The 25,109-nt window shown below is 73.2% G+C and carries 27 protein-coding genes; 14 read left to right on the forward strand and 13 right to left on the reverse strand.

The genetic code is table 11. The annotated features are described in order from the left end of the window. Positions 1–26: 26 nt before the first annotated feature. The 7 genes from AB0C99_RS30160 to mshD all read right to left on the reverse strand — a co-directional run bounded on the left by AB0C99_RS30160 (position 27) and on the right by mshD (position 7,123). Positions 27–425, reverse strand: coding sequence for an NUDIX hydrolase (locus tag AB0C99_RS30160; RefSeq protein WP_362481710.1), 399 nt, complete (start codon positions 423–425; stop codon positions 27–29). After that, positions 422–1,432, reverse strand: a complete 1,011-nt coding sequence (locus AB0C99_RS30165; protein WP_362481713.1) for a CHAD domain-containing protein — start codon at positions 1,430–1,432, stop codon at positions 422–424. The genes AB0C99_RS30160 and AB0C99_RS30165 overlap by 4 nt, the downstream gene beginning before the upstream one ends. Then, positions 1,419–3,707 (reverse strand): RNA degradosome polyphosphate kinase, encoded by a 2,289-nt coding sequence (locus tag AB0C99_RS30170; protein WP_362481716.1) that lies wholly within the window; start codon positions 3,705–3,707, stop codon positions 1,419–1,421. Before AB0C99_RS30170 ends, AB0C99_RS30165 begins: the two co-directional genes overlap by 14 nt. A gap of 227 nt (positions 3,708–3,934) precedes the next feature. Beyond that, a complete protein-coding gene (locus AB0C99_RS30175) occupies positions 3,935–4,882 on the reverse strand; it encodes an ABC transporter permease (RefSeq protein ID WP_362481719.1) in 948 nt (315 codons plus the stop codon). Beyond that, entirely contained in the window at positions 4,879–5,718 is an 840-nt protein-coding gene (locus AB0C99_RS30180; protein ID WP_362481722.1) for an ABC transporter ATP-binding protein, read from the reverse strand. Before AB0C99_RS30180 ends, AB0C99_RS30175 begins: the two co-directional genes overlap by 4 nt. Then, on the reverse strand, positions 5,715–6,101 hold the full coding sequence (locus tag AB0C99_RS30185; RefSeq protein ID WP_362481725.1) for a GntR family transcriptional regulator: 387 nt from the start codon (positions 6,099–6,101) through the stop codon (positions 5,715–5,717). The genes AB0C99_RS30180 and AB0C99_RS30185 overlap by 4 nt, the downstream gene beginning before the upstream one ends. A gap of 95 nt (positions 6,102–6,196) precedes the next feature. After that, positions 6,197–7,123 carry a mycothiol synthase gene (gene mshD, locus AB0C99_RS30190; RefSeq protein ID WP_362481728.1) on the reverse strand — a complete coding sequence of 309 codons (927 nt, stop codon included), beginning with the start codon at positions 7,121–7,123 and terminating at the stop codon, positions 6,197–6,199. A 139-nt stretch (positions 7,124–7,262) separates the two neighbouring features. Between mshD and AB0C99_RS30195 the strand changes: the two genes are divergently transcribed. After that, entirely contained in the window at positions 7,263–9,104 is a 1,842-nt protein-coding gene (locus AB0C99_RS30195) for a bifunctional metallophosphatase/5'-nucleotidase (protein WP_362481731.1), read from the forward strand. A gap of 126 nt (positions 9,105–9,230) precedes the next feature. Continuing rightward, positions 9,231–10,091 carry a phosphatidylinositol-specific phospholipase C gene (locus AB0C99_RS30200; RefSeq protein WP_362481734.1) on the forward strand — a complete coding sequence of 287 codons (861 nt, stop codon included), beginning with the start codon at positions 9,231–9,233 and terminating at the stop codon, positions 10,089–10,091. On the opposite strand, the gene AB0C99_RS30205 is transcribed toward AB0C99_RS30200, so the two are convergent. From AB0C99_RS30205 to AB0C99_RS30225, 5 genes are all read right to left on the reverse strand, one after another. Next, on the reverse strand, positions 10,056–11,537 hold the full coding sequence (locus AB0C99_RS30205) for a HAMP domain-containing sensor histidine kinase (RefSeq protein WP_362481737.1): 1,482 nt from the start codon (positions 11,535–11,537) through the stop codon (positions 10,056–10,058). The two genes, AB0C99_RS30200 and AB0C99_RS30205, sit on opposite strands and share 36 nt — an antisense overlap. Next, positions 11,534–12,271, reverse strand: a complete 738-nt coding sequence (locus AB0C99_RS30210) for a response regulator transcription factor (protein WP_362481740.1) — start codon at positions 12,269–12,271, stop codon at positions 11,534–11,536. The genes AB0C99_RS30205 and AB0C99_RS30210 overlap by 4 nt, the downstream gene beginning before the upstream one ends. A 20-nt stretch (positions 12,272–12,291) precedes the next feature. Beyond that, positions 12,292–13,407, reverse strand: coding sequence for a trypsin-like peptidase domain-containing protein (locus AB0C99_RS30215; protein WP_362481743.1), 1,116 nt, complete (start codon positions 13,405–13,407; stop codon positions 12,292–12,294). A 125-nt stretch (positions 13,408–13,532) separates the two neighbouring features. Then, on the reverse strand, positions 13,533–14,555 hold the full coding sequence (locus tag AB0C99_RS30220) for a LacI family DNA-binding transcriptional regulator (RefSeq protein WP_362481746.1): 1,023 nt from the start codon (positions 14,553–14,555) through the stop codon (positions 13,533–13,535). Between the two features lie 61 nt (positions 14,556–14,616). Continuing rightward, positions 14,617–15,399: a response regulator transcription factor gene (locus AB0C99_RS30225; RefSeq protein ID WP_362481749.1), complete on the reverse strand. Its 783-nt coding sequence runs from the start codon at positions 15,397–15,399 to the stop codon at positions 14,617–14,619. A 305-nt stretch (positions 15,400–15,704) separates the two neighbouring features. On the opposite strand from AB0C99_RS30225, the gene AB0C99_RS30230 reads away from it, so the two are divergent. The 8 genes from AB0C99_RS30230 (at position 15,705) to AB0C99_RS30265 (ending at position 21,040) form a co-directional block, all read left to right on the forward strand. After that, positions 15,705–16,499: an alpha/beta fold hydrolase gene (locus AB0C99_RS30230; RefSeq protein WP_362481752.1), complete on the forward strand. Its 795-nt coding sequence runs from the start codon at positions 15,705–15,707 to the stop codon at positions 16,497–16,499. A 44-nt stretch (positions 16,500–16,543) separates the two neighbouring features. Then, a complete protein-coding gene (locus AB0C99_RS30235; protein ID WP_362481754.1) occupies positions 16,544–16,798 on the forward strand; it encodes a MoaD/ThiS family protein in 255 nt (84 codons plus the stop codon). A 10-nt stretch (positions 16,799–16,808) separates the two neighbouring features. After that, positions 16,809–18,071, forward strand: a complete 1,263-nt coding sequence (locus AB0C99_RS30240) for a hypothetical protein (RefSeq protein WP_362481756.1) — start codon at positions 16,809–16,811, stop codon at positions 18,069–18,071. 145 nt (positions 18,072–18,216) lie between these two features. Continuing rightward, positions 18,217–18,906, forward strand: a complete 690-nt coding sequence (locus AB0C99_RS30245) for a DUF2993 domain-containing protein (protein ID WP_362481758.1) — start codon at positions 18,217–18,219, stop codon at positions 18,904–18,906. A gap of 301 nt (positions 18,907–19,207) precedes the next feature. Then, entirely contained in the window at positions 19,208–19,288 is an 81-nt protein-coding gene (locus AB0C99_RS30250; RefSeq protein WP_362481842.1) for a putative leader peptide, read from the forward strand. A 148-nt stretch (positions 19,289–19,436) separates the two neighbouring features. Next, the gene (locus tag AB0C99_RS30255; protein ID WP_362481761.1) at positions 19,437–20,282 is read left to right on the forward strand and encodes a sulfurtransferase; all 846 of its coding nucleotides are present in this window, start codon (positions 19,437–19,439) and stop codon (positions 20,280–20,282) included. Between the two features lie 41 nt (positions 20,283–20,323). Continuing rightward, on the forward strand, positions 20,324–20,611 hold the full coding sequence (locus AB0C99_RS30260; protein WP_046908577.1) for a DUF1416 domain-containing protein: 288 nt from the start codon (positions 20,324–20,326) through the stop codon (positions 20,609–20,611). A gap of 132 nt (positions 20,612–20,743) precedes the next feature. Further along, a complete protein-coding gene (locus tag AB0C99_RS30265; protein WP_362481764.1) occupies positions 20,744–21,040 on the forward strand; it encodes a DUF3099 domain-containing protein in 297 nt (98 codons plus the stop codon). 211 nt (positions 21,041–21,251) lie between these two features. Here the strand turns inward: AB0C99_RS30265 and AB0C99_RS30270 are convergent, their stop codons facing one another. After that, complete coding sequence (locus tag AB0C99_RS30270) at positions 21,252–21,614, reverse strand: DsrE family protein (protein ID WP_362481767.1); 363 nt, start codon at positions 21,612–21,614, stop codon at positions 21,252–21,254. 147 nt (positions 21,615–21,761) lie between these two features. Here AB0C99_RS30270 and AB0C99_RS30275 point away from each other — a divergent pair, with 147 nt between their 5' ends. From AB0C99_RS30275 to AB0C99_RS30290, 4 genes are all read left to right on the forward strand, one after another. Next, the gene (locus AB0C99_RS30275; RefSeq protein ID WP_362481769.1) at positions 21,762–22,547 is read left to right on the forward strand and encodes a hypothetical protein; all 786 of its coding nucleotides are present in this window, start codon (positions 21,762–21,764) and stop codon (positions 22,545–22,547) included. Then, on the forward strand, positions 22,544–23,353 hold the full coding sequence (locus AB0C99_RS30280) for a hypothetical protein (protein ID WP_362481772.1): 810 nt from the start codon (positions 22,544–22,546) through the stop codon (positions 23,351–23,353). Before AB0C99_RS30275 ends, AB0C99_RS30280 begins: the two co-directional genes overlap by 4 nt. Next, the gene (locus AB0C99_RS30285) at positions 23,350–24,252 is read left to right on the forward strand and encodes a hypothetical protein (RefSeq protein ID WP_362481775.1); all 903 of its coding nucleotides are present in this window, start codon (positions 23,350–23,352) and stop codon (positions 24,250–24,252) included. The genes AB0C99_RS30280 and AB0C99_RS30285 overlap by 4 nt, the downstream gene beginning before the upstream one ends. Before the next feature lie 240 nt (positions 24,253–24,492). Next, positions 24,493–25,065, forward strand: a complete 573-nt coding sequence (locus AB0C99_RS30290; protein WP_362481776.1) for an FABP family protein — start codon at positions 24,493–24,495, stop codon at positions 25,063–25,065. The last annotated feature ends 44 nt before the right edge of the window (positions 25,066–25,109 follow it).

The following is a 25,109-nucleotide window of genomic DNA, read 5'->3' on the forward strand; positions in this document are numbered from 1 at the left end:
CGTGCCGGAAGGTGAGGTGCGGGCCGTTACCTGCTCGTTGTCGAGAGGCACGCGTCGAGGAGCTCCCGGTCCCGCGGCCGCGTGAGCCGGGCGCGGGCGGCGGCCGGGGGCAGCCAGGCCAGGACGTCCACCTCACGGGAGGGGACGAAGGCGCCGCCGAGGGCGCGCGCGGCCCAGTAGTGGACCTCCTTCGGCTGCCCGTTCACCGGGTAGTGGAGGCTCGGCAGGCGGGCGCCCAGCTCGCAGGAGTGGCCGGTTTCCTCCCGTACCTCGCGCAGCGCGCAGGCGGCCAGGCTCTCGCCGCGCTTCAGCTTGCCCTTGGGGTGAGACCAGTCCCCGTACTTCGGGCGGTGCACCAGGGCGATCTCGATGCCCCGGCCCGAGGGGCCGGGGCGCCACAGGACGCAGCCGGCGGCGAGGATCACGGCACGCCGGCCGTCGCCCGGGCCCAGGCGCGCTGGAAGCCGAAGCGGGCCGCCTCCACGTCGTGCCGCTGGTCGGCGTGGAGCACGCCGAGGGCGTACGCGGTGGCCGGGGCGATCCGGGGGGTGCGGGCGGCGGCGGCCGCGGCGGCGGCGGCCTCGGCGGCGTCGCGGTGCCGCTCCAGGGCCCCGGCCGCCTCGTACAGCACCGGGTCCGGTGCGGCGCCGGCGTGCAGCACCTCGGCGGCGTAGCGGTGCAGCCGCAGCAGGGCGCGGGTCTGGTGCCAGGGAGCGTCCTGCTGCTCGCCGGCGGCCAGCCCGAGGGCCTCGGCGTTGTACGGGTGGGCGGCGCGGGCCAGCGGGAGGGCGGCGACGGCGTCGAGCAGCCGGACCTCGACGGCGGCGGCCGGGGCGTCCAGGACCTCGACGGCCGGGGAGGCGCCGGCCGGGCCCAGCGGGACCTCGGAGGCGAGCAGGGCGACGGAGTCCGCGACGGCGTGGAAGCGGGCGGAGCCGAGGGCCTGGAGGGCGGCGGAGTGGGCGCGGGTCCTGGCCAGGGTGAGCTGGCGTTCCAGGAGCGCGCCGGCGCGGGCGGCGCCCATGGTGAGGCCGGGCCCGCCGCCCTCGGTGCGGCGGGCGGCGGGGATGGGCCCGGAGGTCCTGGTCAGGCCCGCGCCGCCGCCCGAGAGCCGGGACAGCGCGTCCACCAGCCGGACCAGCCGGGAGGTGCAGGCGTGCTCCAGGGCCAGGGTGCCGGAGAGCCAGGCCAGCTCGGTGCGGAGCTGGTCGGCCCAGCCGGGGTCGAGGAGCGGCCGGAAGGTGTGGAGGGTGCCGCCGATGCGGCGGGCGGCGGCCCGCAGCGTCCGGGTGGCCTCCTCGGCGCCCGCGGTGTCGGCGCCGCTGTCCCCGTGCAGCCGCAGGCCGCGGAGGAAGTCCGCGGCCCGCGCGTGCAGATAGGGGGCGAGCACCTCGCCGGCCGAGACCTCGGAGGTGATGTCAGGGTTGTGCACGCCGGCGCCTCCGCGCGTCGATGAGCATCTCCTGGACGTGCCGCAGCGGCTGGCCCTCGGGATCGGTCGCGTGCCGCGTCCAGTTCCCGTCCGGGCCCAGGTGCCAGGAGGAGGTCGTGTCGGACATCCCGGTCTCCAGGAGCCGGGTCAGGGCGGCCCGGTGGGCGGGGTCGGAGACCCGTACGAGGGCCTCGATCCGCCGGTCCAGGTTGCGGTGCATCATGTCGGCGCTGCCGAGCCAGACCTCGGGTTCGCCGCCGTTGCCGAAGGCGAAGACCCGGGAGTGCTCCAGGAAGCGCCCGAGGATCGAGCGGACCCGGATGTTGTCGGAGAGCCCTTCGACGCCGGGGCGTACGGCGCAGATGCCGCGGACCCAGATGTCGACGGGGACGCCGGCCTGGGAGGCCCGGTAGCAGGCATCGATGATCGCCTCGTCGACCAGCGAGTTCACCTTGATCTTGACGTAGGCGGGCCGCCCGGCGCGGTGGTGGGCGACCTCCTTGTTGATCCGGGTGACCAGGCCGTCGCGGAGCGACTTGGGGGCGGTGAGCAGGCGCCGGTAGGTCTCGCGGCGGGAGTAGCCGGAGAGCCGGTTGAACAGGTCCGAGAGGTCGGCGCCGACCTGCGGGTCCGCGGTGAGCAGGCCGAGGTCCTCGTAGAGCCGGGCGGTCTTCGGGTGGTAGTTGCCGGTGCCGACGTGCGAGTAGCGGCGCAGCACCTCGCCCTCCTGGCGTACCACCAGGGAGAGCTTGCAGTGGGTCTTGAGCCCGACCAGTCCGTAGACGACGTGGCAGCCGGCCTCCTCCAGCTTGCGCGCCCACTTGATGTTGGCCTGCTCGTCGAAGCGCGCCTTGATCTCGACGAGGACGAGGACCTGCTTGCCGGACTCGGCGGCGTCTATCAGCGCGTCGACTATCGGGGAGTCGCCGGAGGTGCGGTACAGCGTCTGCTTGATCGCGAGGACGTCCGGGTCGGCCGCCGCCTGCTCCAGGAACGCCTGGACGGAGGTGGAGAAGGAGTCGTACGGGTGGTGCAGCAGCACGTCCCGCTCGCGGACCGCGGCGAAGATGTCGGGCGCGGAGGCGGACTCGACCTCGGCGAGGTCGCGGTGGGTGCCGGCGACGAACTTCGGGTACTTCAGCTCGGGCCGGTCCAGGGAGGCGATGCCGAAGAGGCCGGTGAGGTCGAGCGGGCCGGGCAGCGGGTAGACCTCCGCGTCGGAGATCTTCAGCTCGCGGACCAGCAGGTCGAGGACGTACGGGTCGATGGACTCCTCGACCTCCAGGCGCACCGGCGGGCCGAAGCGGCGCCGCATGAGCTCCTTCTCCAGGGCCTGGAGCAGGTTCTCGGCGTCGTCCTCCTCGACCTCCAGGTCCTCGTTGCGGGTCACCCGGAACATGTGGTGGGCGAGCACCTCCATGCCGGGGAACAGCTCCTCCAGGTGCGCGGCGATGACGTCCTCCAGCGGGACGTAGCGCTCGGGGGACGCCTCCAGGAAGCGGGAGAGCAGCGGCGGGACCTTGACGCGGGCGAAGTGGCGGTGGCCGCTGACCGGGTTGCGGACGACGACGGCGAGGTTGAGCGAGAGCCCCGAGATGTACGGGAAGGGGTGCGCCGGGTCCACGGCGAGCGGGGTGAGGACCGGGAAGATCTGCTGCCGGAAGAGCGTGAAGAGCCGCGCCTGCTCCTTCTCGGTCAGCTCGGGCCAGCGGATCAGGTGGATGCCCTCGTCGGCGAGGGCCGGGGCGACGTCCTGCTGGAAGCAGGCGGCGTGCCGGGCCATGAGCTCGCGGGAGCGGGTCCAGATCAGGTCGAGGACCTCGCGGGGCTGGAGCCCGGAGGCGGAGCGGGTGGCGACGCCGGTGGCGATGCGGCGCTTGAGGCCGGCGACGCGGACCATGAAGAACTCGTCGAGGTTCGAGGCGAAGATCGCGAGGAAGTTCGCCCGTTCGAGGAGGGGGGTGGACGGGTCCTCGGCCAGTTCGAGGACCCGCTCGTTGAACGCGAGCCAGCTCCGCTCCCGGTCGAGGAAGCGGCCCTGGGGCAGCTCCCCGGCGTCGTCGCCGTCCTCGTACGCGTCGAGGTCGGCGTCGATGTCGGGTTCCAGGTCGCTCGCGGCCGCGCCGTTCACGGCGTGCGGGCGGTGGGCGGCGAGGGACCCGAGGGACGGCTGGGCGGACGCCTTCGCGGCGGAAGCGGCGGGCTTCGCGGACTTCGCGGACTTCGCGGGCTTCGCGGACGGCTGGACCGGGACCTCGGCGGGCTGCTGGCTCATGGTCCCATTCTTCCGCGCGAAGGGCTGGTGGGGCGCGTCGGAGCGGGCCGTGGGGGAGGGCAGCCTCCCCTTGGGAAGCCTTCCCGGCGGAAGGGCGGGCACGGAGCGCTTCATTGCGTGAGCGTCGCAAGCGCGTCTGAATGGTTGGTAACGAGGACGTGTCCTCCGGGAATCGGTGGCGGGGCCGCATGGACCCCGCCACGGGGCCGCTCTCGGCCGGACGGAGCCTACGGGTGCCGGGTCCGCAGGAGGCGGAAGGCGGCGAGGAGGGCCAGGGCGGTGAGGGCGAGGAGGATGCCGGTCTCCGCGAACTGGGTGGGCCAGAAGTGCGACTGCGGGTGGTAGTCCAGGTACCGCCCGGTGATGCCCAGGTCGGGCGGGCAGTCCGTGAGGTTGTGGGTGCGCTCGAAGCAGGTCCACTCGGGGAGCCGGGTGCCGTCGGCGCGGAGCATCCCGGTGTCCATCATGAGCCAGTCGCCGCCGGGCGGCGCGGGCGGCGGGGCGTCCTTGCCGACCGGAGCGGTGACGGTGAGCACGGGCAGCAGGCTCCAGCGCAGAGCGCCGAGGACGAGCAGGACCAGCCCCATGACGAGGCCGGTGGCCGCCATGGCGAGGAGGGTGCGCCGGATCAGCTGGCCGACGAGGGCGCCGACGGCGACGGCGGCGAGGACGTATCCGACGAGGACGATGCCGGTCCCCTCGTACGCCCCTCGGTCGCCCCAGGCGAGCTGGTACGTCCCGGCTACCCGGGACCAGCCGAGCCGGTGGACGCCGACGAGGGCGAGGGTGGCCGCGAGGGCGACGGCGGTGGTGGTGGCGAGCCGGGCGCGCAGCCAGGTCGCCGGGCCGACCGACTGGGTGAGGGCGAGCCGGTGGGTGCCGGACTCGAACTCGCGGGCCACCAGCGGGCCGGCCACGAAGGCGCCGACGAGGAGGGGCAGCAGGAGCAGGCCCGTGCCCGCGTACTCCACGGCGATGCGCAGCGTGGGGTAGGCGAGGCCGTCGTAGGCCGGGGTCCCGTCGGCCAGGCGCCGTTCGGGTGTCCACGCGTCCCAGAGGCGCAGGCCGCCGATGACGGCGAGGGACAGCAGTACCAGGGCTCCGGTCGCCCACAGGGTGCGCCGGAACTGGCGGACCGTCACCCAGGAGGTGCCCCGGAGGGCGAGGGCGCTCACGCGGCGGCTCCTTCGGCGGTGCGCAGGTGGGCGAGGAGGAGGTCTTCGAGGGTGGGCTCGGTGACTCGCCACGGGCCTTCGACGGGGCCCTCGCGGCGGACCAGGGCGCTGAGCTGACGGCCCGTGGTGCGGGACTCGACGACCGTGTGCGGGGCGAGGGCGGCGACCGGGCCGGTGAGCAGGGCGTGGGCGGCGAGCAGCTCGTCGACGGGCCCGTCGAGGCGGACCCGGCCGCCGACGAGCAGCAGCAGACGGTCGCAGGCGCCCTCCAGTTCGGTGAGGATGTGCGAGGACATCAGGACGGTGGTGCCGTGCTCGGCGGCCTCTGCCAGCAGCAGGCCCATGAGCTGCCGGCGGGCGAGCGGGTCGAGGTCGGCCATCGGCTCGTCGAGGAGCAGGAGTTCGGGGCGCTTGCCCAGGGCGAGGGCGAGCGCGAGGCGGGTGCGCTGCCCGCCGGAGAGGTCGCGTACGAGGGAGCCGGGGGCGAGCTCCCCGGCGACCACCCGCCGGGCGACGGCCGCGTCCCAGCGGTCCGGGTTGAGCTCCCGGCCCAGGCGCAGGGTGTCGGCGACGGTCAGCCGCGGGTACAGCGCCCGGTCCTGCGCCACGTACGCCAGCTCCGCCCGCCCCGGCCCCCGTACCGTGCCCTCGGTCGGGTGGAGGAGGCCCGCCGCGAGGGCCAGGAGGGTGGACTTGCCGGCGCCGTTGGGGCCGGCCAGGGCGCAGACCGTGCCGGCCGGGAGGGTGAGGGAGCAGTCGCGCAGGGCCCAGGGGCGGGTGCGGCCTCCGTACCGTAAGCCGAGGCCCTCGGCCTCGAACGCGGGTGTGGTGGTCATGCGTCGTCCCCCTCGGAGTACGTGTCCAGTACGGAAGTGAAGAGCGCGGCGACGTCCTCCCGGCCGAGCCCCTCGGCGCGGGCCCGGCTGGCCCAGTCGGCGAGTTCGGCGCGCAGCGGCGAGTCGGCGGGGCCGGTGCCGAGGGTGGCGCGGACGAAGGTGCCCAGGCCCCGGCGGGCCTCGACGAGCCCCTCCCGCTCCAGCTCGCGGTACGCCTTCAGGACCGTGTTGGGGTTGATGGCCGTGGCCTCGACGACCTCGCGCGCGGTGGGCAGCCGGTCGCCCGGCACCAGCAGGCCCATGCGCAGGGCCTGCCGGGTCTGCTGGACGATCTGGAGGTACGTGGCGACCCCGCTGCGCCGGTCGATGCGGTAGGCGAGCACGCCCCTCCACCACCCTTTCACTAATCAAGTAGTGAAAGGGTGATGTAAAGCAGGGGGCGGTGTCAACCGCCCCCTGGCCGCGCGGGGTTCAGGACTCAGGACTCCGTGCGGTACATCAGGTCCACCTCGTGGGTACGGAAGCCCAGCCGCTCGTAGACCGTCACGGCCGCCGTGTTGTCCGCGTCCACGTAGAGCATCGCCGTCGGCAGCCCCTCCGCCGCCAGGTGCCGCAGCCCCGTCGCCGTCAGCGCCTTGCCGAGCCCGCCGCCCTGCGCGTCGGGCAGCACCCCGACCACGTACACCTCGCCGAGCTGCTCCTCGCCGTGCACCTTGGTCCAGTGGAAGCCGACCAGCCGCCCGTCCCGCTCGGCCAGGAAGAAGCCCTTCGGGTCGAACCACGGCTCCGCCATCCGGTCGGCCAGGTCCCGCTGGGTCAGCGAGCCCTGCTCGGGGTGGTGGGCGAAGGCGGCGGCGTTCACCGCGAGCCACTCCGCGTCGTCCCGGCCCGGCTCGAAGGCGCGCACGGTGACGCCCTCCGGCAGCACCGGCTCCGGGATGTCCAGCGGCACCAGCGGCCGCCGCAGCTGCCGCAGCTCGCGGAACAGGGTCAGGCCCAGGACCTGCGCCAGGTGCCGGGCGGCCGGCTTGCCGCCGTGCGCCCACACCCGCAGCCGCTTCCCGGAGGCGTCCAGCAGGGCGCTGCCGAGCGCCCTGCCGTGGCCGCGCCCGCGGTGCGCGGGGTGCACGACCAGCTCGGCCGCGGGGGCCTCGACCGGGTCGGTCTCCTCCAGCTGGGCGTAGCCGTACAGCTCCGGACCGACCGTCAGAAGCAGGTGCCGCACGCCCTCGCGCCGCCCGTGCCGCAGATAGAGCCGCCCCTGCTCGGACACCGCGTGCATCCCGTCGGCGCGGGCGGCGTCCTCCAGGAGGTCGAGGATCGCCGTGACCTGCTCGGGGTCCAGCTCTTCGTAACTGGTGATCTGTCGTCCCGGTTCAAGGGCCGGCGCCGCGTCGGAAGTCATGGTGCCGAGCCTACGGCCGCGCCCCGCCCCCCAGGGGCAGATCAATGGCAACCAGCTCGTAACCAGCCGACCCCTGTTGCGCTACGCGCGTTGACCCTAGGCTGCGCTCGCAGGACAGATCGGGATTCAAGGGGAGCGGATGGCAGTGAAGCGGACGAAGACGAGCAGGGCCGGGCGGCGGGTTCTCGTCGCCGGTGCGGGGCTGGCCACCATCGGTGCGCTCGTCGCCGCGATGCCCGCCGGCGCGTCGCAGGACGACGTGCGTGCCGACGGCGCGTCGTACAGCACCAACGGCAAGGGCTGGGGGCGGATGGTCGACGTCCAGCTGCTCTCCTTCAACGACCTGCACGGCAACCTGGAGCCCCCGGCCGGCTCCTCCGGCCAGGTCACCCGGACCAACCCGGACGGCACCACCACGAAGATCGACGCCGGCGGTGTCGAGTACCTGGCCACCCACCTGCGCCAGGCCCGTGAGGGGAATCGTTACTCCATCACGGCCGCGGCCGGTGACCTGATCGGCGCCTCGCCGCTGCTCTCCGGGCTCTTCCACGACGAGCCCACCATCGGCGCGCTCAACAAGCTCGACCTCGACGTCACCTCGGTCGGCAACCACGAGTTCGACGAGGGCGCGCGCGAGCTGGCCCGGATGCAGGACGGCGGCTGTCACCCGACCGCCGGCTGTTTCGTCCAGGGCAAGAAGTTCAAGGGCGCCGACTTCCCGTACCTCGCGGCCAACGTGACGAACGAGAAGACCGGCAAGCCCCTCCTCGACCCGTACTTCATCTGGGAGAAGGACGGCGTCAAGATCGGCTTCATCGGCGTGACCCTGGAGGGCACCCCGAACGTCGTCACCGCCGAGGGCGTCAAGGGCCTCAAGTTCGGCGACGAGGTCGAGACGATCAACAAGTACACGAAGGTCCTGGAGCGCAAGGGCGTCAAGTCCATCGTCGCCCTGGTCCACGAGGGCGGCATGCCGGCCTCGGCCTCGTACAACTACAACTGCGACGGTGACGGCGACGGTTCCGGCGAGGGCGTCTCCGGCGCGATCGTCGACATCGCGAAGAACGTCTCGCCGCAGGTCGACGCCCTGGTCACCGGCCACACCCACCAGGCGTACGTCTGCTCCATCCCGGACCCGGCGGGCAAGCCGCGCCTGGTCACCTCGGCGTCCTCGTTCGGCAAGCTCTACACCGACACCACGCTGACCTACGACCGCCGCACCAAGGACATCGTCCGCACCGCGGTCGCCTCGGCCAACCACGTCGTCACCCGTGACGTCCCGAAGGCCCCGGACCTCACCAAGCTGATCGCCGACTGGCAGGCGCTCGCGGCCCCGGTCGCCAACCGCCCGCAGGGCTACATCGCCGCCGACATCAACGGCCGCGGCTCCACGGCGTACGAGAAGCCGCTCGGCGACCTGATCGCCGACGCGCAGCTGGAGGGCCTGGCCCCGGCCGACAAGGGCGGCGCCCAGATCGCCCTCATGAACCCGGGCGGCATCCGCTCCGACCTCGTCTTCAAGGCGTCCGGCGCCGAGGGCGACGGCGTGGTGACCTACGGCGAGTCGTTCACCGTGCAGCCGTTCACCAACATGATGAACGTGGTCGACCTCTCCGGCGCGAACCTGATCACCGCGCTCAAGCAGCAGGTCAGCGGCTCGAACCAGAGCTCCATCAAGATCCTCCAGATCTCCAAGGGCCTGACCTACACGCTCGACATGACCAAGACCGGCGCGGACCGCGTCGTCGACGGCTCCGTCAAGCTGAACGGCACCGCGATCGACCCGGCGAAGACCTACCGCGTCGCGATGAACGAGTTCCTCGCGGGCGGCGGCGACGGCTTCGCGGCCCTCGCCACCGGCACCAACAAGCTGGTCGGCGCCTCGGACCTGGACGTCTTCAACGCCTACCTGGCCGCCAACTCCTCCGCGGCGAAGCCGCTGGCCGTCCCGGCCGCCGACCGGATCACGGTCGTGCAGTAAGCGGTAAGCGGTAAGCAGCAGCAGCGGTAGTACGTACGGGAGGGGCGGGGTCGCTTGGGCGGCGCCGCCCCTTTCGTCTGGCCCTCACCCTGGCAGGGGCACGTCAATGCCTGCCATAGTGCCGCCATGGACCGACGACGCTTTCTCGCGGGCGCCGCCGCAGCCTCCGGCGCCCTCATCCTCGGCGCCCCCTCCGCCCGGGCGGCCACCGCCCTCGGGACGCAGGACTGGATGGCCGCGCACGGCGACCCCACCCCGCTCCAGAGGCTCACGATCCCCGGCACCCACGACTCGGGGGCCCGCTACGGAGGACTCTGGACCGAGTGCCAGAGCGCCACCATCGCCCGGCAACTGGACAGCGGCATCCGCTTCCTGGACGTGCGCTGCCGGGTGACCGGCGGATCGTTCGCGATCCACCACGGGGCCTCCTACCAGAACCTGATGTTCGGCGACGTCCTCGGCGCCTGCTGGGACTTCCTCGCCGCGCACCCCACCGAGACCGTCCTGATGCGGGTCAAGCAGGAGTACTCCTCCGAGTCCGACACGGTCTTCCGCGCGGTCTTCGACGACTACCTCGACAACCGCGGCTGGCGCCCCCTCTTCCGTATCGGCGACGGCGTGCCCACCCTCGGGCAGGCCCGCGGCCGGGTCGTGCTCCTCGCCGACAATGGGGGGCTGCCGGGGCTGCGCTGGGCCGACGGGGCGCACTTCGACGTGCAGGACGACTACCAGGCCGAGCCCTTCGCCAAGTGGCCCAAGATCAGGGACCAGTTCCGCGAGGCGGCCGGCCGGCCCGGCCCGTTCTACGTCAACTTCGTGTCCACCGCCGCCGCCCTCCCGCCCCGCTGGAACGCGGACCGGCTCAACCCGCAGGTCCACTCCCTGCTCGACGGCGAGGGCGCCGGCTGGAAGGGCCTCGGGATCGTCCCCATGGACTACCCCGACACCCGCTCAGGGCTGATCGAGTCCCTTATCCGGCACAACTGACCCACCCGGCGCGGGCGGCGGCGGGGCCGGTGACGGCGGCGGCGGGGTCGGCGCGCCCGGCAGCCGCACCGTCGCCACCGTGCCGCCGCCCTCCGCCGGGGTCAGCGCGACCGTGCCGCCCGCCTGCCCGACCGTCCGCGCCACGATCGACAGGCCGAGCCCCGAACCGGGCAGGCTGCGCGCCGAGGGCGAGCGCCAGAAGCGGTCGAAGACGTGCGGGAGCTCCTCCGCCGGGATGCCCGGGCCGTGGTCCCGCACCGTCAGCTCGCCCCGCATCAGGGTCACCTCGATCGTGCCGCGCGGCGGCGAGAACTTCACCGCGTTGTCGAGGACGTTCACCAGCGCCCGCTCCAGCGCCGCCTGCTCCGCCCGTACGTACCAGGGCGCCAGGTCCGTCACGAAGGTCAGCTCCGGCCCGCGCAGCCGCGCCCGGTCCAGCGCCGCCCGCAGGATCGTGTGCAGCGGCACCACCTCCAGCGGGCCGCGCGCCGCCGCGTCCGGCCGGGACAGCTCCTGGAGGTCGCCGATCAGCGCCGCCAGCTCCGTCATCTGGGCCTTCACCGAGGCCATCAGCGCCCGCCGGTCCTCCGGCGGCAGCGCCCGCCCGGTCTGGTCGCTGCGGGCCAGCAGCTCGACGTTGGTGCGCAGCGAGGTCAGCGGGGTGCGCAGCTCGTGGCCCGCGTCCGCGATGAGCTGCGCCTGCCGGTCGCGGGAGGTGGCGAGGGCGGCGGTCATCGCGTTGAAGGAGCGGGAGAGGCGGGCGATCTCGTCCTCGCCCTCGACCGGGATGCGGACCGTCAGGTCCTCGGTCGCGGCCACGTGCTCGACCGCCCCGGTCAGCCGGTGCACCGGCTCCAGGCCGGTCCTGGCCACCCACAGCCCGGCCGCCCCGGCGCCGACCACGCCGATGCCGGAGACCAGCAGCAGCACCCAGGCCAGCGTGGACATCGAGTTGTCGATCTCGTACGTGGGGCGGGCGACGGAGACGGCGACGGGCTGCGAGAGCGGCTGCTGGATGAGCTTCATCGGGTACGTGTAGACCCGCATCTCGGTGCCGTCGGCGGCGTTCGTCGTGTGCAGCGCGGAGGAGATCCGGCCCTGCGCGACCGCCGTGTCCGAGCTCTGCGCGGGGATCACCGAGCGGCCGGTGGAGCAGAGCACGTCGCCGTCGGTCGAGACGATCTGGAGGGTCTGGCCGCCGCGCGGGGCGGGCGGCGGCAGCTCCGTCTTGGCCGCCCCGCAGGAGCTCAGCAGCCGCTGGGCGTCCTGCGGGGTGAGCTGCGCCGAGCGCAGCGAGTCGTCCAGCTCCGCCTCCAGCTGGGCCCGGGTCACGAACCAGCAGGCCACCGAGACCGCCGCCACGGCCACCGCGACGGCGAGCGCGGTGAGCAGCGCGAGCCGGGAGCGCAGGGGCCGCGAGCGGAACCAGGTCACGGGGCTGGTCACTCGGCGCCTCCGCCGCGCAGCACGTAGCCGACCCCGCGCACGGTGTGGACGAGGCGCGGCTCGCCGCCGGCCTCGGTCTTGCGGCGCAGGTACATCACGTACACGTCCAGGGAGTTGGAGCTGGGCTCGAAGTCGAAGCCCCACACGGTCTTGAGGATCTGCTCGCGGGTGAGGACCTGCCGGGGGTGCGCGAGGAAGAGTTCGAGGAGGGTGAACTCGGTGCGGGTCAGCTCCACCGGCCGGCCGCCCCGGGTCACCTCGCGGGTGGTGAGGTCCATCCGCAGGTCCTCGAAGGCGAGCACGTCGCCCTCGGGCAGCGGGTCGGCCTGCTGCGCCGCGTAGGAGCTGCGCCGCAGCAGGGCGCGGATCCGGGCGAAGAGCTCGTCCAGCTCGAAGGGCTTCACCAGGTAGTCGTCGGCGCCGGCGTCGAGCCCGGTGACCCGGTCGCCGACGGTGTCGCGGGCGGTGAGCATGAGGATGGGCACGGTGGAGCCGGCGGCGCGGATGCGGCGGGCGGCGGTGAGGCCGTCCATGCGGGGCATCTGGACGTCGAGGACGACGAGGTCGGGCGCGTACGTCTCCATCCTGGCGAGCGCGTCGAGCCCGTCGACGGCGTCCTCGGTCGCGTACCCCTCGAAGGCGAGGCTGCGGCGCAGCGCCTCCCGCACGGCGGGCTCGTCGTCGACGATGAGGATGCGCTCGGCGCGTTCGGCTTCGTTCTGCTGGCCAGTCATGGGGCCAGCGTCCCATGTGTTCAGGCGGCACCGCCCGCGCGCAGGGTGTTCAGGTCGGCCTTGACGGTGTCGACCGGGATGGCGAATCCGAGGCCGACGCTGCCGGCCGTGGAGCCGCCGCCGGAGCTGGGCGAATACATGGCCGAATTGATGCCGATGATCTCGCCGTTCATATTGATCAGCGCGCCGCCGGAATTACCGGGATTGAGCGAGGCGTCGGTCTGGATCGCCTTGTACGTGGTCTTGGACGAGCCGGTGTCGCCGTTGAACTGCTGCCCGCCGAACTCGAAGGGCCAGCCCTGCCGGGGGTCCCACTGCTGGCCCTGGCCGCCCTGCCCGCCCTGGTCCTGGCCCTGGCCCTGCCCGCCCTGGCTCCCCTGGTCCTTGGCGACGGTGACGTCGCGGTCGAGGGCGGAGATGATGCCGCTGGTGACGGTGCCGGTCAGGCCCTCGGGGGAGCCGATCGCGACGACCTCGTCGCCGACCTGCATCTTGGAGGAGTCGCCGAGGGTGGCCGCCTTGAGGCCGGAGGCGCCCTCCAGCTTGATCAGCGCCAGGTCCTTGTCGGGGTCGGTGCCGACGACCTTGGCGCCGTAGCTCTTGCCGTCGGAGGTCCGCACCGTGATCTGGGAGGCGCCGGAGATGACGTGGTTGTTGGTGACGATCTCGCCGTCGCCGGTGATGATCACGCCGGAGCCGGTGGACTTGCCGGAGGTGGAGCCGGCGGAGATCTCCACGATGGACGGGGAGACCGCCTGGGCGACCCCGGCGACCGTGCCCTTGCTGCTCGCGGAGACGTTCGTGCCGCTCACCGAGGAGCTCGCGGTGGCGGCGCCGTCGGAGGTCCAGCGCTCGACGAGGGCGGCGGTGCCGCCGCCGATCGCCGCGGCGGCGATGGCCACGGCGGCCATCAGGCCGACGCCGCGGCGGGCCCGGCGGCGCGGCCCGGGGGCGGGCGCCGGGGCGGCGTGGGCGGGCTGGTGCGGGGGCGGCGGCGGGTAGCCGCCGGCCGGGGCGTGCTGCCCGCCGGACGGCCAGACGGTGGTGCCCGGCTCGGTGCTGATGGGCTCCGCCGGGTCGTACGGCGGCCGCGGCGGGTAGTACGGCTGCTGCTGGGGCTGCTGGTTTTCCGTCATGGTGATGACGATCGGCGCCGTTCATGAGAACGGCCTGAGCGCGGAGTGAGAAGCCCGACAGAAGCCCGTATGCCCGATATAAAGACCGCGGCGTGAAGGCCGGGCGGGCCCCGTTCCTCCGGGGCTCAGCCGCAGCCGCAGGAGCGGCGCACGATCAGCGCCGACGGGAACTGCTTCACCCGCTCCCGGCGCGAGCCGGAGACCCGGACCGAGTCGTCGAGCACCAGGTCGACCGCGGCCCGCGCCATCGCCGGGCGGTCCGAGTAGACGGTGGTCAGCGGCGGGTCGCTGAGCGCCGCCTCCTTGACGTCGTCGAAGCCCGCCACGGCGAGCTCGGTCGGCACGTCGATGCGCAGCTCGCGGGCGGCCCGCAGCACGCCGAACGCCTGGTCGTCGGTCGAGCAGAAGATGGCCGGCGGCCGGTCGGGCCCGGCCAGCACCTTCAGCGCCACCTGATAGGCGTCGTAGCGGTTGTACGGGGCCTGGAAGAGCCGGCCCTCGACGGAGAGCCCGGCCTCCACCATGGCCCGCCGCCAGCCCTCCTCGTGGTCGGCGACCGGGTCGCCGACGGCCGGGGTGTTCGGGATGCCGCCCATGCAGGCCACGTACGGGTGCCCGTGCTCCAGCAGATGCCGGACGGCGAGCTGGGCGCCGCCGATGTCGTCGGTGACGACGGCGACGTCGTCGATCGCCTCGGGCCGCTCGTGCAGCAGCACCACGCGCGCGTCCCACGCCTCGATCTCGCTCGCGGCCTGCTCGCTCATGCCCTGGCTGACCAGGATCAGGCCGGAGACCCGCATCCCGAGGAAGGCCCGCAGGTAGTGGATCTCGCGCTCGGTGCGGTAGTCGGAGTTGCCGACCAGGACCATCTTCCCGCGCTCGGCGGCGGCCTGCTCGACCGCGTGCGCCATCTCGGCGAAGAAGGGCTGGCGGGCGTCCGGGACGACCATGCCTATGAGGTCGGTGCGCCGCGACGCCATCGCCTGGGCCACCCGGTCGGGGCGGTAGCCCAGCTCCTTGATGGCGGCGAGGACACGCTCGCGCGTGGCCGGGGCGACCGGCCGGGGTCCGTTGTTGATGACGTAACTCACGACCGCGGTCGAAGTACCCGCCAGTCGCGCTACGTCATCCCGCGTCACCTTGGCCACGCGCGGCAGTCTACGCGGGGTGACCTACCTGACGGCAGGTCGCGTTGTGGCGTACGCCACGTCAGCGGTCCTCCACCGGAGTGAGTTCCCGTGCCGCCTCCTTGACGCGCGCCTCCTCGGCCGCCGCCCGGTCGGCCCGGTCCGCCCGGTCGGCCCGCTCGCCCCGGTCCGGCTTCTCCGGGGTGACGAAGCGGTAGCCCACGTTGCGGACGGTCCCGATCAGCGACTCGTGCTCCGGCCCGAGCTTCGCCCGCAGCCGCCGTACGTGCACGTCGACCGTCCGGGTGCCGCCGAAGTAGTCGTAGCCCCAGACCTCCTGGAGCAGCTGGGCGCGGGTGAAGACCCGGCCCGGGTGCTGGGCCAGGTACTTGATCAGCTCGAACTCCTTGAAGGTCAGGTCCAGGACCCGCCCCTTCAGCTTGGCGCTGTACGTCGCCTCGTCCACCGACAGGTCGCCGTTGCGGATCTCCATGGGGGAGTCGTCGGCGACGATCTGCCGGCGGCCCGTCGCGAGCCGCAGCCGGGCCTCGACCTCGGCCGGTCCCGCCGTGTCGAGGAGCACGTCGTCGATGCCCCAGTCGGCGGTGACGGCCGCGAGACCGCCCTCGGTGACGACCAGGATCAGCGGACAGCCGAGGCCCGTGGAGCGCAGCAGCTGGCACAGCGAGCGGACCTGCGGGAGGTCGCGGCGCCCGTCGACGAGGATCACGTCGGCGCCGGGGGTGTCCACGAGCGCCGGGCCCTCGGCGGGGGCCACGCGCACGTTGTGCAGCAGCAGGCCGAGGGCGGGGAGCACCTCGGTCGACGGCTGGAGGGCATTGGTCAGGAGCAGCAGTGAGCTCATCGCGCCCCACCTGCCCGGGCCGTCGTCTTCCGGGTCGTCCGGGTGCTCCGGGTCGTCCGGGTCTTCCGGTCGTGCTGGCTTAGCTCGTCCATGACGTCGGTTCCTCCTCGGTCCCTGCGAGGACGTCTGCGGCACTGCTTTCCGTGGCGGCCTTCGTGGCCTTCGGCTCTCGCGCCCTGAGAGCTTTCGGTAATCCGTCCGTAACAACGGGCGGAAAACACAAAAGGACCCGGGGGCTGCGTTGCCCGGATCCTCCGGCAAGCAGAATAGCCCACATGAGTTCCGAGGCAGAGGGCCGATTTCACATGGTGGATGTTTCCTCGCTCACTTCCGTCCATGATCACGAAGTCCGCCGCGTGATGTTGCGTACCGATGACGGTGTCCGGATCGAGGCGGTTTACGAACCGTCCGCCGCAAGTGTCACCGATACGGCGGTGGTGCTCGCCCACGGGTTCACCGGCTCGGCCGACCGCCCCGCGCTCCGGCGCGCCGCCCTCGCCCTGCGGGCCCACGCCCACGTGGTCACCTTCTCCTTCCGCGGCCACGGCGGCTCCGGCGGGCGCTCCACCGTCGGCGACCGGGAGGTCCTCGACCTGGCCGCGGCCGTCCGCTGGGCCCGTGGGCTCGGGCACACCCGGGTCGCCACGGCCGGCTTCTCCATGGGCGGCTCCGTCGTCCTGCGGCACGCGGCCCTGGAACGCGGCACCGGCGCGCACACCGACGCCGTCGCCGCCGTGAGCGCCCCGGCGCGCTGGTACTACCGGGGGACGCCCTCGATGCGCCGGGTGCACTGGCTGATCACCAGCCCGGTCGGCCGGCTGGTCGGGCGCTACGGCCTCGGCACCCGCATCGCCGCCGAGGACTGGGACCCCGTGCCGCTCTCCCCGGTCGAGGCGGTCCCGCTGATCGCGCCGACCCCGCTGCTGGTCGTGCACGGCGACCGCGACCCGTACTTCCCGCTCGACCACCCGCGCAGCCTGATCGCCGCGGCCCCGGAGGGCGCGGCGGAACTCTGGCTGGAACACGGCATGGGACACGCGGAGAACGCGGCCGGTCCGGAGCTCCTGGACCGGCTCGGCCGCTGGCTCGCGCGGCCATAGCCCATCATGGGGGGCGGCGCGACACGAACGAAGGGAGTGCCGCTATGGCAGCGGGGACCATCCGCTACTGGGCCGCCGCGAAGGCGGCGGCCGGCGTGGCCGAGGAGCCGTACGCGGCCGAGACCCTGGCCGGGGCGCTCGCCGCGGCCCGCGAGCGGCACCCCGGCGAGCTGGCCCGGGTCCTGCTGCGGTGCTCGTTCCTGATCGACGGCGACCCCGTCGGCACCCGCGCCCATGAGACGGTACGGCTGGCGGAGGGCGGCACGGTCGAGGTGCTCCCCCCGTTCGCAGGAGGGTGAACCGCACGCCATGAGCAGTGACCAGCACGTCCCGTACGAGCCGCGGCAGAGCGGCCAGGGCGGTCAGCCGTACGACCCGCACGTCACCCAGACGTGGGAGGGCCAGACCTGGGACACCCAGTACCAGCCGACGGTCCGGCCGCAGCCGGGACCGCCCGCGGGGCCGCAGGCCCAGGGCGGATACGGCCAGGGGTACGGGCAGGAGCACGGGCAGGGCTACGGGCAGGAGTACGGCTACGCGTACGGCACCGGCGCCGGGCACCCGCTGCCGCCGGAGGCCCCGGCGGCGTACCCGCCCGCGTCCCCGGCCCCGTCCCCTTCCCCGTACGAACACCGGCCGCAGCACGCGTCACAGCACGCGCCGCAGCACCAGTACCAGCCGCCGCAGGCCCCGTACCAGCCCCCGGCGTACGCGTACGAGGCCCCCGAGCCGGTCGCCGTGGCCGAGCCGCCCGCCGCCCCGGAAGGGCCCGGGGGGCCCGCGTACTCGACGCCCACGCTCGCCGGGAACTCCCGGGTCACCGACGCCCAGCGGGCCCGCGCCGAGGGCCGCTCGCCGGTCATCGAGCCCGGGATGCGGCCCGCCGCGCTGACGGCCGTCCTCGGCGTCCTGCTCGCGGCCGGCGCCTGGGTCGGCCCGTACGGGCTGCTGGTCCCGCTGCTGCTGCTCCAGGCGGTCACCGCCGCCGGCTGGTTCCGGCTCAACGGCATGTGGCCGGCCCGGCAGGGCATCGCCCTCGCCTTCCTCGGCGGCGTCACCGCCGACGTCGCCCTGCTCGCCGCAGGCCGGGAGAACGCGCCCGCCGCGATCCTCGGCACCCTCGGCGTCTGGGTGCTGCTCACACTCGTGCTCCAGCTGCGCAGCCACGCCGACCCGGACGAGCGGATGTACGGCCTGATGGCGACGGTCGCCTCGGCGGCCCTCGCGGTGCTGGCCGCCGGGCACCTCGCCGCCGACCCGGACGCCGTGGTCGTCGGCGGCGCCGCGGTCGCCGTGGCCGTGCTGGCCCGCGCGGTGCCGCTGCCCGGCCCGGTCTCCGTGGTCGTGGCGCTGCTCGCGGCGGCCGGCGGCGGCATCGCCGCGGGCGGGCTCACCGGCTTCGGCTCCTCCGGCGCGCTGCTCGGCCTGGGGGCCGGGGCGTGCGCCCTGATCGGGCTCCGGGTCGCGAGCTACGACTACCCCTCCCGCTTCGTGCACATGACGGCCGGGATCGCGCTGCCGCTGACGTCCGCCGCGCCCGCCGTCTACCTGCTGGGGCGCGCCCTGGCGTAACCGTCGCCACAGTCCCGCGGGGAACCGTCCGGCCCTCCGACACGTCGATCACCGTGTCGAGGGCCGGAAGCGTTTCCGGCGCCGTTCCGGCACCGTTCCGGCTCGATCCCGGGTCGGTCCCGGGGAATCTCAAGGGATGAGGACCATGCGGGCACTGCGGACTCTGCTGATCCTGGCCGTCGTGCTCGGCGGGATCCTGGCCGGCGTGGACCGGCTGGCGGTGGCCTACGCGGAGTCGGAGGCGGCCGACCGGGTGCGGCTCGGGGCCGTCCGGGCCGAGTCCACGGACGTGGACATCAAGGGCTTTCCGTTCCTCACCCAGGCCGTCGGCAAGCGCCTCGACGAGGTCGAGGTGCGGCTGACCGGGGTGCGGGCGACCGCCGGGGGCCAGCCGGTGCGCATCGGCGAGCTGACCGCCTCCCTGCGCGACGTCACGCTCGGCGAGGGCTACACGAGCGCCCGCGCGGCCACCGCCACCGGCACCGCGCTGATCTCGTACGCGGACCTGGGCGCGGCCTCCGGGCGGGACGTCCAGGTCGCGTACGGCGGCGACGGCAAGCTGAAGGTCACCGGCGGGGTGAAGGTGATGGGCCGCTCGCTCACCCGCAGCGTGGTGTCGACGGTGACGCTGGTGGACGGCGGCACCCTGCGGGTCCGCGCCGACGAGGTGCCCGGCGAGGGCATCCCGGGCCTGGAGGACCTGGTGCGCGCCCGCACCGACTTCGACCGCCGGATCGAGGGCCTGCCGAAGGGCATGACGCTGTCGAAGGTGGAGGCGCGGGCGGACGGCCTGGCGGTGTCGGTGACCGGCCGGGACGTGGTCCTGGCGGGCTGACACCCGACGCGGCGGATCCGCGCGGCGGATCCGCCCGACGCGCCCCGCTCGGGGGCGACCGCGGGCCCCGCCCGAACCGCGCGTATCGGCGCATTCCAGCCCGCCCCGGCCCGTATCCGAGGCGGGCTGATCACATACTGAGACACCCCTGTCCGATCCGCAGAAGCGGAACCGGGACACGTCGCCCCACGGGCTCCCCGGCGTCCCGGGGTCCTCCCCTCATCCCGCATGATGGACGATCGTGTCTCAAAATACGACACACCGGTGACACGGCCGCCTGTCCGTCCCTACGATCGAGGGCATGAAGCGACAGGCGGATCTCACGAAGCGGCGGGCAGTAGACCTGTGCCGCGTCGCCGCCATGCTCTGTCGCCAGGTCTGAGCGGGACGCACTGCTCCCGTATTCCCCGGGCCCTACGACGTACGTCGGGGCCACCCTTTGCGCAGCAGCACCACCATCGCCCTCGTGCGATGGCGCGTACCCGCACAAACCGCACAAACCGCCGCACACTGCCCCGGAGGAGAACAGCATGGCTCGCAGCGACGTCCTGGTCGACGCCGACTGGGTCGAGGCCCACCTCGACGACCCGCAGGTCGCTCTCGTCGAGGTCGACGAGGACACCTCGGCCTACGAGAAGAACCACATCCGCAACGCCATCCGGATCGACTGGACGAAGGACCTCCAGGACCCGGTCCGCCGCGACTTCATCGACCAGGAGGGCTTCGAGAAGCTCCTCTCGGCCAAGGGCATCGGCAACGACACCACGGTCGTGCTCTACGGCGGCAACAACAACTGGTTCGCCTCCTACGCCTACTGGTACTTCAAGCTCTACGGCCACCAGGACGTGAAGCTCCTCGACGGCGGCCGCAAGAAGTGGGAGCTCGACTCCCGCGACCTGGTCGACGGCTCCGAGGTCCCGAGCCGCCCGGCCACCGACTACAAGGCCAAGCCGCAGGACTCCTCGATCCGCGCCTTCCGCGACGACGTCGTGGCCGCGATCGACGTGCAGAACCTGGTCGACGTGCGCTCGCCCGACGAGTTCTCCGGCAAGCTGCTCGCCCCGGCCCACCTCCCGCAGGAGCAGTCGCAGCGTCCGGGCCACGTCCCGTCCGCCCGCAACATCCCGTGGTCGAAGAACGCCAACGACGACGGCACCTTCAAGTCGGACGAGGAGCTGAAGGCCCTCTACGAGGACGAGCAGGTGGACCTGGCGAAGGACACCGTCGCCTACTGCCGCATCGGCGAGCGCTCCGCGCTCACCTGGTTCGTCCTGCACGAGCTGCTGGAGGTCCCGAACGTCAAGAACTACGACGGCTCGTGGACCGAGTACGGCTCCCTCGTCGGCGTGCCGATCGAGCTCGGCGCCAACAAGTAACCCCTCCTCCCCAGGACCCCTCGACCGTAAGGATTCCCACCATGTGCGGAGCGCAGCCCGGCGGCCCCGACGCCTCGACCATCAAGCCCGGCGAGACCACGATCCAGGGCTTCGTGACCAAGGACGGCCAGCCCGTCACCGGTTACGTCCGCCTCCTGGACTCGACCGGTGAGTTCACGGCCGAGGTCCCGACCTCCGCCACCGGCCAGTTCCGCTTCTACGCGGCCGAGGGCACCTGGACCGTCCGCGCCCTGGTCCCCGGCGGCACCGCCGACCGCCAGGTCGTGGCCCAGAAGGGCGGCCTGGCCGAGGTCGCCATCGCGGTCTGACCCGCGGTTCACGAACGGCCGGAGGGCCGTGCCTCCTGGGGGGTTGGACGCCATCACCAGGCTCGGGGCACGGCCCTCCGGCTTGCCCGCGCGCACCTTCCCGGCCGCGTCCCCCGGCCGTACGCTGGAGACGTGTACGCACGGCGTAGGCGCGTCTACTTCTGGATGATGGGTGCCTGCCTGGTCCTCTTCGTGGGCGCCTGGGCGGTCGTGCGCCTCTTCTCGGTCCCCGTCGCGATCGGCATGTGCGTGGTCGCGATGGTCATCCCGCCGATCGCCGCGATGACGGCGAACCGGCGGGGCCCGGACGACCGCTGGTGGGACGACCCCTCCGGGGACGAGAAGTCCGACGAGTGGTGGGACGAGCTGGACGGGAAGAGAGGGCCCCGGGACCGGGAGGACGGAAGGGACCGGGAGGACGGGGACTAGGGCCTGTCTGACGATTCCCGTCGGGTCCGGCCCGCCCGGCACGCGCGCTCGCCGCACGGCCGAAACGCCCAAGTAGCTCCGCTACGAGGGCGCCCCCGCCGCACGCCGATCGCACGCACCGGACGACCCGGCCTGATCCGACGTGAATTGTCAGACAGGCCCTAGGGCCGGTACGGCGATTCCCGTCGGACAGGTCCCCTCGGGGCGGGTCCTAGTAGACGAGCGCCTGCGTCTCCTCGCCCATGACCTCCTGGACGAAGACCTGCGCGCCCGCGATGCGGACGCCCTCCAGGACGTCCTCCTCGGTGATCTCCCGGCGGGTCGCGCACTGGGTGCACAGGGTGATCCGGCCGGCCGCCAGGATCGAGTCGATCAGGTCCGGCAGCGGCGCGGCGTGCGGGAGCTCGAACTCCGCCGCGCGGCCCGGGAGGGCGAACCACGAGGACTCGCCGGTCAGCCAGAGCGAGACCTCCACCCCGCTGGCGACGGCGACGGCCGCCACCGTGAATGCCTGGGAGCAGCGTTCGGGGGCGTCGGCCCCGGCGGTCACCTTGATCACGAGCTTCTTCGCCATATACCGAACTGTAATGCGGGCTTCCGCAACCCCCGGTGGATCTCACGTGTCAGTTGGGTGCGCGGGTAACGGAAACCGCGCTTCTAGTCTCGTGGGGGGACTGTTTTGGAAGCGACAGAAGCGGTGGAATCCGCTCAGGACGGACCGGTGCCCGTCGGGGCACCGACACCGGAACCGGCGGCCCCGCCGGTTCCCGCAGCACCCCGGCCGCGCCGCCGCGCCGGCCGTACGGTCGCGCTGATCGCCGTCGCGGCCGTGCTCGGCATCGTCGGCGGCACGGCCGTCGGCTACGGCGTCCAGGCCCAGCGCGAGCCCACCGCGCTGCCGGCCCTCAACCAGCCCGGCCTGGCCTACCCGGCCAAGCCGCTCCCGAAGGGCCAGGAACCGGCCCCGCTGACGGATGCCGAGGACCGCGCCCGCAAGACGGACGGCGACCTGCGCAAGCTGCTGGTGCCGCGTCCGTCCGGCGCCCGCGAGGCGGAGTCCGAGCCCGCCGACGGCTGGTTCGACGTCGGCACCTACGCGGCCGGCTTCACGAACCAGAGCTGGATGCTCGAATTCCTGCAGGAGAACCGGGTCCGCCGCATCGCCGGACGCAGCTGGGACTCCGGCGAGAACCGCTCGACGACCGTGCGCCTCGTCCAGTTCGGCCCCTCGGACATGGTCGGCGCGGTCGACCACGCCCAGTCGCAGCGCAGCTACATGGGGGAGAAGAAGCACGCCGGCAACGAGGGAGAGCCGCTCAAGGGCAGCGGCAACGGCCGCTACTACCTCTACCCGGTGAAGAAGAAGGCCGGATACCTCGACAGCTACCGCGCCCGGGCCGTGTTCCAGCGCGGGGACGTGATGGTCGAGATCAGCATCTACGACACGAAGAAGATCGACAAGAACGACATCCGCACGCTGGCCGAGAAGCAACTGGAGCGCCTGTGAGCGAGCACCCCGTTCCCGACGAGACCTCCTCTCCGGCCCGTGCCGGAGGGTGGGGGCGCAGGCTGCTCACCACCGTCCTGCCCGCCGTCCTCGTGCTCGGCGCCGCGGGCGGCGGTGTCGCCTACACGGCCGTGACCGTCGCGCACGCCGACCGCACCGCGCCGACCGTCGCCTGGCAGGACCCGGCGGGGAAGCCGGGCAAGGATCCCGTGGGGACGCTCGGCAAGGGCCGTGCGGACACTCCCATGAGCAAGTTCCTGCTGCCCGTTCCCCCCGGCTACCGGCTCGGCCCCGACGTCGAGTCGTACGGGAAGGACGGCGAGCTGGGCGCGCGGGAGGCCGGCGCCCTCCTCAAGGCGGAGGCACGCGGGCTCGCGGGCAAGAAGCGCCGCGACTTCGAGAAGCGGATCGACCGGCTCGGCGTCCAGGGCATCGGCGTGCGCTCGTACAGCTCGGACTCCGACGACCTCGTCGCCCAGATCACGATCGTGCGGCTGAAGGACCGGCGGAAGGTCCGCGAGCTGCACGAGCTCAAGACGGGCCTGGCCGCGCTCCTGGAGCGTCCCAAGGGCCCGAAGGTCCCCGGTCACAAGAACGCCGTCTGCTACGGGGTGAGCGACTACGACGAGCGGGACGACAGGAAGAAGGCCGAGACGGATCTCAGCGGGATGACCTGCTCCGCGTACGACTCCGACCTGATGGTCTCCGTGCGGGCGTACGGCGCCGCGCCCTTCGAGGAGAGCGCCGTGGCCGATCTCGTGAAGCGGCAGCTGGATCACATCAAGTCCCCGGGGGAGTACGTATGAGCGAGCAGCGGACGGTCCCGGAGACCGAGACCGAGACCGACACCGAGACGCCCGAGGTCGTGGCGCCCGAGGTCGTGGCGCCCGAGGCCGCGGACGCGGCGGCGGCCGGGCTCCCGGCGCCCCCCGGCGGGTCCGGCCGGTCGCGGCGGGTGCTCGCCGCGGTCGCCCGCTGGACGGCCGCCGTGCTGGTCTTCGGCGGGGTCGGCGCCGGCACCGCCGCCGGCATCACCGCGATGGAGCGCACCGAGGTCCCGGGCCTCGCCACCGAGAGCGACGGGCGCTGGGAGTACCCGCGGCTGAGCCTGCCCGCGCTGCCCCAGGGCTCGCCGCGCCCGTTCACCGACGGCAACGAGGGCGAGATCCACCACGCCGACCTGCGCGCCCTGCTGCTGCCCGCCCCGGCGGGCGCCGCGGTGGACCCGAAGGCGAACGGCGGCTGGACGACCCGGGACGCGTTCCTGTCCGCCTACGGGAAGGAGGACAGGCCCCCGCTCGCGCGGGCCCTCGACGACTCCACCCTGCGCCACATCGCGGTCCGCGCGTGGACGATGCCGGACGGCACGCGCAGCAGCGTCCACCTGCTGCGGTTCGGGTCGGTCGGGTACGCCGAGGAGTTCAAGGACGCGCTCATCGCGTCGGAGGGCGGCGGCGTGGTCCCGGACATCCTTCCGGAGGGCGCGGCGGGCGCGAAGATGGAGACGTACGGCGACGACATCGACGTACCGGACACCCGGCCGTACATCTACCAGGAGCCGAAGCCGTACGGCCCCGAGCAGATCCGCTGGGCGTACATCCAGGCCGGCGACACACTCGCGGTCGTCCGCCAGTCCCGCAAGGGCGAGGCCGCCCACGTGCCCTTCCAGCAGACCGTCACCCTGCAGAACCAGCTGCTCGGCTGATCGGCCCCGCCCGGCACCCCGAGACCCACCTCACCGAGAACGCCGGACCCCCGCCGACTAAGCTGGGGTCCGGCCCGTTCCGCCTTCACCGCTCATGCGAGGAGCATCAACGTGATCCTTTTCTTCGAAGTCCTGCTGGGACTCGTCTGCGTCGCGGTCCTGGCCTTTGCCGGACTGACCGTGAAGAAGCTGTACCAGGGCCAGCGCTAACCACTCCATCACAGATCGCCTGAGCTGCTCATGATCTCGATTCCGTCCGACCTCAATCCGGACCTCGTCCCCCTCGCGTTCCTCCTCGGCACGTGGGAAGGCGCGGGCGTCTCCGACTTCCCCGGCGCCGAGAAGTGCAACTTCGGCCAGTCCGTGACCTTCAGCCACGACGGCCGGGACTTCCTCGAGTACCACTCGCACTCCTGGGTCCTGGACACAGACGGCAACAAGGTCCGCCCGCTGGAGAGCGAGAGCGGCTACTGGCGCATCGACAAGGACCGCAAGGTCGAGGTCGTCATGGTCCGTGACCAGGGCGTCGTCGAGGTCTGGTACGGCGAGCTCGCCCACCAGAAGCCGCAGATCGACATCGCCACCGACGCCGTCGCCCGTACCGAGGCGTCCGGCCCGTACAGCGGTGGCAAGCGCCTCTACGGCTACGTCAACAGCGACCTGATGTGGGTCGGCGAGAAGGCCACCCCCGAGGTCCCGCTGCGGCCCTACATGTCGGCGCACCTGAAGAAGGTCGTCACCCCGGAGGAGGTCGCCGAGATGGCGCGCAACCTCCCCGACATGCCCGACGACGGCATCGCCTTCTTCAAGTAGGCCGAGCGGGTCCGCGCAGGCCGTGCCACGGTGAGCCGCGCCCT

The organism is Streptomyces sp. NPDC048659 (assembly GCF_040650575.1).
Classification (GTDB): domain Bacteria; phylum Actinomycetota; class Actinomycetes; order Streptomycetales; family Streptomycetaceae; genus Streptomyces.